General features: G+C 73.5%; 12 protein-coding genes and 1 tRNA gene. 6 read left to right on the top strand and 7 right to left on the bottom strand.

The window, feature by feature from the left end; all coding sequences use genetic code 11:
* Positions 1–539, top strand: a 539-nt coding sequence (locus CWIS_RS08520; protein ID WP_304413438.1) for a D-arabinono-1,4-lactone oxidase, incomplete at its 5' end; no start/stop codon positions are given.
* A gap of 46 nt (positions 540–585) precedes the next feature.
* On the opposite strand, the gene CWIS_RS08525 is transcribed toward CWIS_RS08520, so the two are convergent.
* Both CWIS_RS08525 and CWIS_RS08530 read right to left on the bottom strand, forming a co-directional pair.
* Positions 586–1,575 (bottom strand): acetylxylan esterase, encoded by a 990-nt coding sequence (locus CWIS_RS08525; protein WP_048342845.1) that lies wholly within the window; start codon positions 1,573–1,575, stop codon positions 586–588.
* Between the two features lie 63 nt (positions 1,576–1,638).
* Positions 1,639–2,460, bottom strand: a complete 822-nt coding sequence (locus CWIS_RS08530) for a Bax inhibitor-1/YccA family protein (protein WP_048342858.1) — start codon at positions 2,458–2,460, stop codon at positions 1,639–1,641.
* Between the two features lie 206 nt (positions 2,461–2,666).
* Here CWIS_RS08530 and CWIS_RS08535 point away from each other — a divergent pair, with 206 nt between their 5' ends.
* From CWIS_RS08535 to CWIS_RS08555, 5 genes are all read left to right on the top strand, one after another.
* Positions 2,667–3,644: an ABC transporter ATP-binding protein gene (locus CWIS_RS08535; protein WP_048342846.1), complete on the top strand. Its 978-nt coding sequence runs from the start codon at positions 2,667–2,669 to the stop codon at positions 3,642–3,644.
* The gene (locus CWIS_RS08540) at positions 3,641–4,486 is read left to right on the top strand and encodes an ABC transporter permease subunit (RefSeq protein WP_048342847.1); all 846 of its coding nucleotides are present in this window, start codon (positions 3,641–3,643) and stop codon (positions 4,484–4,486) included. The genes CWIS_RS08535 and CWIS_RS08540 overlap by 4 nt, the downstream gene beginning before the upstream one ends.
* A gap of 114 nt (positions 4,487–4,600) precedes the next feature.
* Entirely contained in the window at positions 4,601–5,065 is a 465-nt protein-coding gene (locus CWIS_RS08545) for a MarR family winged helix-turn-helix transcriptional regulator (RefSeq protein ID WP_048342848.1), read from the top strand.
* 68 nt (positions 5,066–5,133) lie between these two features.
* Positions 5,134–6,018 carry a siderophore-interacting protein gene (locus CWIS_RS08550; protein WP_048342849.1) on the top strand — a complete coding sequence of 295 codons (885 nt, stop codon included), beginning with the start codon at positions 5,134–5,136 and terminating at the stop codon, positions 6,016–6,018.
* Between the two features lie 111 nt (positions 6,019–6,129).
* Positions 6,130–6,203 (top strand) — tRNA-Leu (locus CWIS_RS08555).
* 52 nt (positions 6,204–6,255) lie between these two features.
* Here CWIS_RS08555 and CWIS_RS08560 read toward each other — a convergent pair.
* From CWIS_RS08560 to CWIS_RS08580, 5 genes are all read right to left on the bottom strand, one after another.
* Positions 6,256–7,728, bottom strand: coding sequence for an NAD(P)/FAD-dependent oxidoreductase (locus tag CWIS_RS08560; RefSeq protein WP_048342850.1), 1,473 nt, complete (start codon positions 7,726–7,728; stop codon positions 6,256–6,258).
* A 101-nt stretch (positions 7,729–7,829) separates the two neighbouring features.
* On the bottom strand, positions 7,830–9,323 hold the full coding sequence (locus CWIS_RS08565; RefSeq protein WP_082156325.1) for a GH1 family beta-glucosidase: 1,494 nt from the start codon (positions 9,321–9,323) through the stop codon (positions 7,830–7,832).
* 215 nt (positions 9,324–9,538) lie between these two features.
* Entirely contained in the window at positions 9,539–10,501 is a 963-nt protein-coding gene (locus CWIS_RS08570; protein ID WP_082156328.1) for an exopolyphosphatase, read from the bottom strand.
* A 150-nt stretch (positions 10,502–10,651) separates the two neighbouring features.
* Positions 10,652–11,185: a DUF501 domain-containing protein gene (locus tag CWIS_RS08575; protein WP_048342852.1), complete on the bottom strand. Its 534-nt coding sequence runs from the start codon at positions 11,183–11,185 to the stop codon at positions 10,652–10,654.
* A gap of 34 nt (positions 11,186–11,219) precedes the next feature.
* On the bottom strand, positions 11,220–11,826 hold a 607-nt coding region (locus CWIS_RS08580; RefSeq protein WP_304413439.1), incomplete at its 5' end, for a septum formation initiator family protein.

Consider the following 11,826-nt stretch of genomic DNA (forward strand, 5'->3'; position numbering starts at 1 on the left):
CTCCTGCTCCCGGCCCGGTGCACCCGGTCCCAGGGGTCGACCCCGCCGCGTGCACGCAGCAGGGCGGCGTCCCCGGGCCGTGGCACGAGCGGCTCCCCCACTTCCGGCTCGAGTTCACACCGTCGGCCGGCGCCGAGCTGCAGACCGAGTACCTGGTGCCGCGTGCGCGTGCGGTCGAGGCGATCACGGCGGTGCAGGCGCTGGCCGAACAGGTCTCGCCGCTGCTGCAGGTCAGCGAGATCCGCAGCGTCGCGGGCGACGACCTGTGGCTGTCGACCGCGCACGGCGGACCGCACGTCGGGCTGCACTTCACCTGGCAGCCGTGGCGCGACGAGGTCGAGGAGGTGCTGCCCGTGCTCGAGGACGCGCTCGCACCGTTCCAGGCGCGCCCGCACTGGGGAAAGCTGTTCGCCGACCGCGACCACCGCCTCGCCGAGCTCTATCCGCGCTGGGACGACTTCCGCGCGCTCGTCGCGCGTCGCGACCCCGACGGCGTGTTCACCAACGACTTCCTGACCCGCCACGGCCTGCGCGACTGACGCGGGCGACTGACACGGAGCTCTCGGGGAGCACCGGGCCCGCGGGTCAGCGGACCAGCGCGTCGAGCCATCGCAGCTGGCGGTCGAGCTGGAAGCCGAGCCCGCCCTCGTGGCGGTTGTAGGTGTAGACCTCGATCTGCGTCTGCGGGCGCTGCGCCGCGAGGCCCGCGTAGTGGTTGTAGGCCGCGAAGACGGTCGAGGGTGGGCAGATGTCGTCGCGCAGCGCCACGCTGAACAGCGCCGGGGCGCTCGCGCGCCGCGCCAGGTGCACGCAGTCGAAGTACGACAGCGTGCGGTGGGCACGGTCCACCGCGTCGCGGTGCACCGCGAGGTACTGGACGAGCTCGCCGTACGGGTGGGAGTCGGTCAGGTCGAGCGCGCGCCGGAAGTGGCACAGGAACGGCACGTCCGGCATCACGGCGACGAGCCCGTCGGACAGGCCGCCGGCCGCGAGCGCGAGCGCACCGCCCTGGCTGCCGCCCGTGACGGCGACCCGCCGCGCGTCGACGCCCGGCAGCGCGCGCACCGCGTCGACGGCGCGCACCGCGTCGGTCATCGCGCGGCGGTAGTAGTAGCGCTCAGGGTCCTCGATGCCGCGCGTCATCACGCCGGGCGCGGCGGGCCCGGAGCCTGCCTCGTCGGGCGTGTGGCCGCCCGTCCCCCACACCGAGCCCTGGCCCCGCGTGTCCATGAGCAGGTGCACGTACCCGGCCGCTGCCCACGCGAGGCGCTCGTGCGCGAAGCCGCGTCCGCCGCCGTACCCGAGGTACTCGACGACCGCGGGCAGGGGCTCGCCCTGCGTGCCGGCGGGCCGCGTGACCCACGCCTTGACGGGCTGGCCGTCGAACCCGGCGAACGTCAGGTCGGTGGTGTCGACGAGGCGCAGGCCCGCGTCGTGCGGGCGTGCGTCGACGACCACGTCGTGACGGCGCGCCTGCGCGAGCGTGCGGGACCAGAAGTCGTCGAGGTCGGCGGGTTCGTCGAGCTCCGGCAGGTAGCGCTCGAGCTCGGGCAGGGGGAGGTCGAAAAGAGCCACCCGCCGACCCTAGCGAGGTCGACGGGTGGCTCAGTGGGACATCGGGCGCCTCGCGGCGCCGGGTCAGTTCCGCAGGATCGCGAGGATGCGCAGGATCTCCAGGTACAGCCACACGAGCGTGACGATGAGCCCGAACGCCGCGGCCCAGGCCAGCTTGCGCGGGGCGCCGCCCTCGACGCCCTTCTTGATCGCGTCGAAGTCGACGATGAAGCTCGCGGCCGCGAGGCCGACCGCGAACAGCCCGATCAGGACGCCCCAGCCACCGCTGCGCAGCGGCCCGAAGTCGCCACCGCCCACGTTGAGCAGCATCAGCACGACGTTGAGCAGCGAGAACACGAGGTAGCCGACCATCGCGAGGATCAGCCAGCGCGTGAACTTCGGCGTGACGCGCACCTTGCCGGACTTGAACACGAACAGCGCCGAGGCGGCCACGGCGAGCGTGCCGAGCACGGCCTGGCTCACGATGCCCGGGTAGGAGGCCTCGTAGAACGCCGAGATCCCGCCCAGGAACACGCCCTGCGCGACGGTGTACAGCGTGATGAGGACCGGGCTGGGCTCGCGCTTGAACGCGTTGACCAGGCCGAGGACCAGGCCGACGATCGCTCCGAGGATCCACAGCCCGGGCGCGACGACCCAGGTCACGGCGCCGACTGCGACCAGCAGCGCCAGCAGGCCGCCGGTCTTCATGATCACGTCGTCGTAGGTGAGGCGGCCCGTGTCCCGCGTGGTCGCCGCGGGCGCGCCGTACATCTGGTCGAGCGTCGCCGCGTCGACCGTCGAGTGGGTGGCGGTCGAGTCCGCGTAGACGGTCCCACCGGATCGCGGTCCGGCCTGCGACTTGGGGTCGCCGAACACCGGGCTGTTGCTGAAGACGGGGTTGGCCACGTCGTCCTCCTGGTCGGCCTGCGCCACGTCGGCGCTGGTCTGTGGTCTCCCAACGTACAAGGCGCTCGTCGGGTTCCCGCGGTGTTCGACGACGTCGTCGTGGACACCGGGGGCCCGGACGGATCCGACCGTGGACGGATACCCCCAGGTGGGAGCGTGCCCGTAGTGTCGGCAGCGACACGTCTCCGACCGGAGGAACCTCCGCGATGATCGAGGCAACGAACCTCAGCAAGCGATACGGCGACAAGCTCGCCGTCGACTCCATCTCGTTCACCGTCGAGCCCGGCAAGGTCACCGGGTTCCTCGGCCCGAACGGGGCGGGGAAGTCGACCACGATGCGCATGATCGTCGGGCTCGACCGTCCGACGTCCGGGCACGTCACGGTCAACGGCAAGCCCTACGCCCAGCACGCCTCGCCCCTCACGGAGGTCGGTTCGCTGCTGGAGGCCAAGGCCGTCCACACGGGCCGCAGCGCGCGCAACCACCTGCGGGCGCTCGCCGCGACGCACGGCATCGGGGACGCGCGCGTCACCGAGGTCATCGAGATGACGGGCCTCGACTCGGTCGCCAAGCGGCGGGTCGGCGGGTTCTCGCTCGGCATGGGACAACGCCTCGGCATCGCGGCGGCCCTGCTGGGCGACCCGCGCACGCTCATCCTCGACGAGCCGGTCAACGGGCTCGACCCCGAGGGCGTGCTCTGGGTGCGCAACCTCGTGAAGTACCTCGCGCGTGAGGGCCGGACGGTGTTCCTGTCCTCGCACCTCATGAGCGAGATGGCCCTCACGGCGGACCACCTCATCGTCATCGGGCGCGGGCGGATCATCGCCGCGGGCCCGGTGCAGGAGATCGTCGACCGCAGCACGCGCGCATCGGTCCAGGTGCGCACCCCGCACGCCGCGCGGCTCGCGGAGCTCATCGCCGGCCCCGAGGTCACGATCACGTCGTCGGAGTCCGAGTCGCTCGTCGTGGTGGGCGCCACCGCACCCGCGATCGGCGAGGCCGCCGCCGCGGCCGGCATCGCCCTGCACGAGCTCACGCCCGTCCGGGGATCGCTCGAGGACGCCTTCATGTCGCTCACGCAGGACACGGTCGAGTACCACTCGACCTTCGGCCACGACGCGCCCCAGGACGCGCCCGCTGCCTCGACCGACGTCCCGGCGCCTGGTCAGGAGGCCTCGCGATGACCACCACCACGACCCGCACCCCCGCCCCGGCCCCCACGCACCTGCGGGTGTCGTTCCCCCGGCTGCTGCGCTCGGAGTGGATCAAGCTCTGGTCGCTGCGCTCGACCGTCTGGACGCTGGCGATCACCGCGGTCGTCATCGTCGGCTTCGTCGTCCTCATCACGTGGGGCGAGCTGACCGCGCGCGACGCGAGCAACGACACGTCGCCCGTCAACGCGCTCTACGGCTTCGGCGCGATCCCGTTCCTGGGCCCCACGGCGGTCGCGGTGCTCGGCGCGCTGACGATCACCGGTGAGTACACGACCGGGATGATCCGCAGCAGCTTCACGGCCGCGCCGCGGCGCCTGCCCGTGCTGTGGGCCAAGGCGATCGTGCTGGCGGTCGTCGTCTTCGCGACGACCGCGCTCGCCGTGGCCGTCGCGGCGGCCCTGCAGGCGATGATCTTCGGCGGCCGGGGCGCCTCGGTCGACATCGGCGACCCGCAGGTCGTGCGGGCGCTGATCGGCAACGCGCTCTACGTCACGGGGATCGCGGTCCTCGCGTTCGGGCTGGGCACGATCATGCGCCACTCCGCCGCGGCGATCACGACGACCCTGGGCATCCTGCTCGTCGTCCCGATCCTGTTCAGCCTCATCCCGTGGAAGCCCCTGCAGGACTTCACGCCGTTCCTGCCGAACGTCGCAGGCTCGCAGATCACGCTGACCGACGAGATGATCCAGGAGCAGGCCGGGTTCACCGGCTCGGTGGTCCTGTCCGCCTGGCAGGGCTTCGGGATCCTGCTGGCCTACGTCGCGGTCGTGCTGGTGATCGGCGCCGTCCTGACGCGCAAGCGCGACGCCTGACCGTCACGACGAGGCCACGCGACCGGGGCGCACGGTCGCGTGGCCTCGTCGTCGCGTCCCGCGACCTAGGCTGAGCGGCGGCGCAGTCCCCACCGCCGTCCCGAAGGAGCGCTGATGGATCCCGCGATCCCCGACGTCGAACGCCAGGTCGCCCTCCTGCTGCGGCTCGCGGACCGCAACCGCCGACGCAGCAGGCGCCTCGCGGGCATGTTGGAGCGTTCGGCGTACCTCGCGCTCGGTCGCCTGGTCGACGACGGTCCCGCCGGGATCAACGAGATCGCCGACCACCTGCGCCTCGACGCGTCCACCGTGACGCGGCAGGTGCTGCAGATGGAGGAGGCGGGCTACGTGAGCCGCGGCCGCGACGAGAACGACGGGCGGCGCTCGGTGATCGCCGCGACCCCGGTGGGCCGGACCGCGCTCGAGGCGACACGACGCGCGCGCGCCGACGTCTACGCCGAGGTCCTCGCGGAGTGGGACCCGAGCGACCTCGACGTGCTCGCGCGCTCGCTCACCCGGCTCAACGCCTCGCTCGACGCGTCGCTGGACGCCAGCGCACGCTCCGTCGGACAAGACTGAGAGCGGGCCTCCGTGCCCGCCTCCCCCGGCCGCGGCGCCTACTGCCACGCGGGTTAGGCTCCGCTGTCGTGACCCTCCCTCCCCCGGCGCCGCCGGCGCGTCCTCGCGACGCCCGGCGTCGACCGGCGCCCGTCCTCGCGCGCGTCCAACGCACCGAGCGCCTCACGCCGAACCTCGTGCGCGTCGTGCTCGGCGGTCCGGGTCTCGCGCCGTTCACCCCCGACGAGCACGCGGACTCCTACGTCAAGCTCCTGTTCCTGCCCGCGGGCCCGCGCCCGCTGGGCCCCGACGGCCGCCTCGACCTCGAGGCGGTGCAGGCGGCGCTCCCGGCGGACGTGACCCCGCGCCTGCGCGCCTACACGGTCCGCCGCTTCGACGTCGCGGCGCTCGAGCTGACGCTCGACGTCGTCGTGCACGGCGACGAGGGCCTCGCGGGACCGTGGGCTGCGTCCCTGACCGGCGGCGAGGAGGCGCTCGTGCTGGGTCCGGGCGGCGGGTGGTCACCCTCGCCCGACGTCGACCACCACCTGCTCGTCGGCGACGCGAGCGCGCTGCCCGCGATCGCGGTCGGCCTCGAACGGCTCCGGCCTGACGCGCGCGGCTGGGCGCTCGTCGAGGTCGACGGCCCGCACGACGAGCTCCCGCTCGTCGCCCCGGACGGCGTCGACGTGCGCTGGGTGCACGCCGACCACGCGGCGCCCGGTCGCCGCCTCGTCGAGGCCGTGCGGGCGCTCGCGTGGCCCGACGGACGGGTCGGCGCGTTCGTGCACGGCGAGGCCGGTGCGGTCCGGGACATCCGCCGCTACCTGCGGGTCGAGCGCGCGATCGCGCGCGCGGACCTCTCGGCCTCGGGCTACTGGCGGCTCGGCGTCGACGACGAGGGCTGGCGCCGCACCAAGCGCGACTGGACCTCCGAGATCGAGCAGTCGGAGCAGGCCGCCCACCTGCCCTGACCCCTCCGCAGCCACGCCTGCACGGCCCCATCTGCGCCGACTCGCCTGCGCCGACCCCACCTGCGCCGAGCGGCCCCCGCCGTGCGCCGGGCGGTGGGAGGATGCTGGCGCGCGCCCGTAGCCCAACCGGCAGAGGCGGCCGGCTTAAACCCGGCTCAGTGCGGGTTCGAGTCCCGCCGGGCGCACGCCGACGCACGAGAGCCCCGGTCCGCGACGGACCGGGGCTCTCGTCGGGAGTCAGCTCGCGTTCTTGGCCTTCGTGCCGGACGCGGCGCCCGTGGCGGGCTCGCCGACGGCCGGGGCCTCGGCCGGCTCGACCGCGCGCGGCTTCGGCGGGACCGAGGCCGCACGGAACTCGGCGCGCGGGTCGTGCAGAGCACCCAGCGGCACGACCTCACGTCGCAGCAGCAGCGAACCGGTCCAGCCCGCCATGATGCGCAGCTTGCGGTTCACGGTCGGCATCGCGAAGACGTGGTAGGTCCGGTGCAGCACCCAGGCGAGGAAGCCGCGCACCTTGATCCGGCCGAACATCTGCGCGACGCCCTTGTACATGCCGAGGGACGCCACCGCGCCGATGTTCTTGTGCGAGTACGGCGTGACCTCGGCGGACCGCAGGACGCGCGCGAGGTTGTCGCCGAGGTGGCTGCCCTGACGCAGCGCGTGCTGCGCGTTGGGCGGGCAGAACCCACCCGGGTTGTACAGGTCGGGGACCGCGGCGCAGTCACCGGCGGCGTACGCGTCGGGGACCACCGTGCCGTCGGCGTCGACCACCTGCAGCGACGTGTTGCAGGTGACCCGGCCCATCTTGTCCAGGGGCAGGTCCGACTGCTGCAGCACCGGGTTGGCCTTGACGCCGGCGGTCCACACGATCGTGTCCGCGTCGAACTCGAGATTGTTCGACAGGACGATGTGCCCGTCGACGCACGAGTTGAGGAACGTCGAGAGGTGGATCTCGATCTTGCGCTTGCGCAGCTGCTCGAGCGTGTACCCGCCGAGCTCCTCGCTCACCTCGGGCAGGATCCGCGGGCTGCCCTCGACCAGCACGAACCGGAGCTCGTCCTGCTCGATCTGCTTGTAGTGGTTGACCGTGTATCGCGCGATGTCCTCGAGCTCACCGAGCGCCTCGACGCCGGCGAAGCCGCCGCCGACGAACACGAAAGTCAGCATCCGGCGCCGCAGCTCCGGGTCCCACGTCGAGGACGCGACCTCGATGCGGTTGAGGATGTGGTTGCGGACGGCGATGGCTTCCTCGACGTTCTTGAAGCCGATGGCCTGCTCCGCGAGGCCGGGGATGGGCAGCGTGCGGGCGACGGAGCCCAACCCGATGATCAGGTGGTCGTACGTGACCCAGTACGGCTCGCCCTCCTCGGGCGTGATCTGCACCGTGCGCTCGGCATGGTTGATCTGCGTGACCTTGCCCTGCAGCACGTCGACGCCCTTGAGCGCGCGGCGGTGCGGGGCGACGACGTTGCGGGGGTCGATCGAGCCCGCCGCCGCCTCGGGGAGGAACGGCGCGTACGTCATGTACGGACGGGGGTCGACGACGACGATCGCGGCCTCACGGCGCCCGAGCCGCTTCCGCAGCCGACGAGCGGAGTACAGGCCGACCGTGCCGCCCCCGAGGACGAGGACACGAGGGACCTTGCGCGGCTTGGCCGGGCGGCGCGGGGCCGCCGACTCGTCGAGCGGCGTCGAGGCAGACTGAGGCATATCTCCACGGTATCGGCGCACGACGAACGCGACACCTCGCGGATCGGTGAGAATGCGCACACGTGGCGGTCCGGCCCTGTGAGCGTGGTCACCACTCCAGGTCAGACGGGCGCCACCGCGTTCGCCTTGACCACGCCCGAGTACCACTGCGCACTCGCCTTGGGCGTGCGCCGCTGCGTCTCGTAGTCCACGTGCACGATCCCCCAGCGCTGGGTCATGCCGCGCGCCCACTCGAAGTTGTCGAGGAACGACCACGCGTAGTACTGCCGCAGGTCGACGCCCTCGGCGACCGCCCGGGCCGCCTGCTGCAGGTGCGTGCGCAGGAACTCCTCGCGCTGCGGGTCCTCGATCTGGCCCTGCGCGTCGGGGTCCGGGATGCCGTTCTCGCTGATGATGAGCGGCGGCAGGTCCGCGTAGTCGTCGGTCAGGCGCACGAGCATCTCGTACAGGCCCTCGGCGTGGACCTGCTGCCAGCCCGCGGGCGACGGCGGGAAGACCTCGAGCCACGTGCCGTTCTTGTCGATGCCCGCGACCCCGTAGTACTGCACGGCGAGCAGGTCGCACGGCGCGGAGATCGCCGCCAGGTCGCCGGGCAGGACGAGCGCGTCGAACGCGGCACGGTCGGCGTTGAGCTGGCCGGCCGCGGAGCCGATCGCCTCGTCGGGGTACTCGCCGCGCAGCAAGGGGTCGAGGTAGAGGCGGTTCTCGGCCGCGTCGAGGCGACTGGCGGCGGCCTCCGCTCCCGGCGCGCCGTACACGGGCATGAGGTTGAGGGCGATGCCGATGCTCCCCTGGCCGCCCACCGCGCGGAACGCCTCGACGGCCTTGCCGTGCGCGAGGAGCTGGTGGTGCACCGCGGCGAGCCCCGCGTCGAGGTCCCCGATCGCCGGTGCGTGCTCGGTGCCGGCGTAGCCGACCATCGCGGTGGTCTTCGGCTCGTTGATCGTCAGCCAGGTGGCGTCGACGTCCCGCAGCGCCTCGAACATGACCGCGGCGTACTCGGCGAACCGGTCCACGGTGTCGCGCACGGCCCAGCCGCCCGCATCCTGCAGGGGCTGCGGCAGGTCCCAGTGGTACAGCGTGATCGCGGGGTGCAGCCCACGGTCCAGCAGGCCGTCGACGAGCCGCCGGTAGTGGTCGATGCCCTTCTGGTTCACCTCGCCCGAGCCGGCCGGCACGATGCGCGGCCACGCGACCGAGAACCGGTACGCCTGCAGGCCGAGATCGACCATGAGGTCGAGGTCGGCCTCCCAGCGCCGGTACTGGTCCGCCGCGGGATCGCCCGTCGAGCCGTCGTCGATCCGGCCGGGCTGCGCCGCGAACGTGTCCCAGATCGAGACGCCGCGCCCGTCGGCGGTGGTCGAGCCCTCGACCTGGAACGCGGAGGTCGCCGACCCCCAGACGAACCCCTCGGGGAACCGCAGCGGCTCGGCCGGGGCGGTCCAGGTGGTCGGCGTCGGCCCCGGGAGCGTCGCCCGGTCGTCGTCGGCGCACGCCGCGAGCAGGCCGAGGCCGACGAGCCCGCAGCCCATCTCGAGCACCGTGCGCCGGGCGACGAGTCGCCCTTCAGGCACGGTGCGGTCCAGCTGGTCCATCCTCGGGCTCCTCGTCGAGCAGAAGGCGGGCGCGGCGCCCCCTGCCGACGACCCGGCACGGACCAGGCATCGTGGAACCGCTCCCATACAAGCGCTGCCGCACATCGTGCCATTCGCGCTCTCGAGGCGTCAGCAGTTCAACCGGTGGGATGGTACCGGTTTCAGTGACGTGCACCACAGGCGTTTCCCCCTGGCGACACGGTTCGTGCCGGAGCTCAGCGGGCGAGGCGCTCCGCGGCGCTGAACGCGATGCCGTCGAGGATGTCGTGCTCGGAGGTCACCACCGACTCGAGCGCGCCACCCGCGGCGGCGACCTCGTCGCGCACGCGCGCCACGACGTCGTGCCACACGAGCGCACCGGCACCGATCACGTCGACCCGGCCCGGGTGCATGAACCCGAGCTCCGCCCGCTGCGCGTGCGTCCGCCCGAGCAGGTCGTCGCACGCGGCCAGGACCACGTCCGTCGCCAGCACCGCGCCGTCGATCCGCTCCGGCCGGTAGGAGTCCAGGCCGAGCGCGTGCGCCGTCACGGTCGTGACCGAGCCGGCCAGCCCGACGAGCGTCGCCGTACGACCCAGCGGGACCACGGCCGCCGCCTCGTCGAGCGCCGCCGCCACGTCACGGTGGGCCGCCGCACGCTCGTCGGCCGAGGGCGGGTCGCCCTGCAGGTGGCGCTCCGTCAGGCGCACGCACCCCACGTCCATCGACAACGCCGCCTCGGGTGCGCGCTCGCCCAGGACGAGCTCGGTGCTCCCGCCACCCAGGTCGACCACCAGGAACGGGCCGGGGTGCCGCGCGGCGACCACACCCGTCGCGCCGCGGAACGACAGCGCGGCCTCCTCCTGCCCCGACACGACCTCGGGCTCGACCCCCAGCAGCGCGCGCACGCCGTCGACGAAGTCCGCACGGTTCTCGGCGTCGCGCGACGCCGACGTCGCGACGAACCGGATCGTGGCGACGCCGAGCTCGGCGCAGATCTGCGCGTAGCGCGCGCTCGCGTCCAGCGTGCGCGCGAGCGCCTCCGGGGCCAGCCGACCGGTGCGGTCCACGCCCTGGCCGAGCCGCACGACCTCCGAGCGGCGGTCCACGTCGACCAGCACGCCCGTGCCCGGGTCGACGTCCGCCACCAGGAGCCGGATGGAGTTCGTCCCGCAGTCGATGGCAGCCACTCGTGTCACGGCGGACATCCTCGCACCCGCCGCGGCGGTCGTCGGAACGGCGAACGGGTGACGCCCGTCATGCGCGGCGCACGGCCCGCAGGCACGGACGACGGTGCGCACCGACGCACGTCGCGCCGACCTGCGCGGACGCCGACCCGCGGTCGTCGGTCAGCAGGTGCAGCGATCCGGGCGCCACGTCGGGCGGATGAGCGCCAGCGCCTCGTCGCCGAACGGGTTCACGCCCGGCCCGGCCGCGAGCGCGTGCCCGACGAGCACGTGCAGGCACTTGACGCGCGTCGGCATGCCGCCGGCCGAGATGCCCGCGATCTCCTCGACGTGCCCGAGCTCCTCGCGGTCCGCGAGGTAGGCCTCGTGCGCGTGGCGGTAGGCCTCGGCGAGGTCGGCCTCGACCGCGAGCCGCGCCGTCCACTCCTTCATCAGCCCCGACGCCTCGAGCGTGCTCACGGCCGCGACCGCCTGCGGGTTCGTCAGGTAGTACGTGGTCGGGAACGGCGTGCCGTCGTCGAGCCGGGGCGACGTCCGCACGACGAGCGGGCGGCCGCACACGCAGCGTGCGGCGATCGCGACCACACCGCGAGGCGGGCGGCTGAGCTGCTCGGCGAGCACCTCGAGGTCTCGCTCGGTCACGGCGGGGGCGATGGTGGGCACGGGGATCCTCGTCCTGGGGTTGGGGACGTCCATTGTCCCCCAGGTCGCGGGCAGACCGCCGCCGGTGCTACGGCGGGGGCGTCGCGCCCGACGACGCGCCCTTCGTCGCCCGACCCGTCGGGGTCGTCCCCTTCGTGGCGCCCTTCGCCGCGTCCTCGTCCGACGAGGTGCGCTTCGTCGAGGACGCGTCCTTGTCCGGCTCGTCGGTCGTCTCACCCGCGACGACCAGCGACTCCCAGACGGACGTGTACCAGGGCACCTCGGCGGTCGTCGCGACGACCGGCGTGCCGTCGACGACCTCGTCGACCGCGTCCTGGACCGTCTCCGGGTCCACCACGCGATACGCGGTCTCGCCGGGGAGCACGTACGAGAGCCGCTCGCGCGCCTGCGCCGTGACGTACGCCGGGTCGTCCCACCGGCCGAGCTCGGCCTGGAGGTCCTCGTTGCGCTCGCGCGCCTGTGCGACGTGCTGTCGCAGAGCGCGCAGGTCGGCCTCCTGCCGCAGGTAGGTGTGCAGCGTGGGGTAGACCAGGACGAACGCCAGGACCAGCACGCAGCCCAGGACGATCGTGCGCACCGAGAACAGCCGCGGCGGCTCGACCCTGGCCCGCTCCGCCCGCGCCGTGCCCCGCGCGGGCGTGGCCGGCGCCCGGCCGCTCGGGCGCGTCGCGCCC

Origin of the sequence: Cellulomonas sp. A375-1 (assembly GCF_001040865.1) — a bacterium.
In the GTDB taxonomy this organism is placed as follows: domain Bacteria; phylum Actinomycetota; class Actinomycetes; order Actinomycetales; family Cellulomonadaceae; genus Cellulomonas; species Cellulomonas gelida.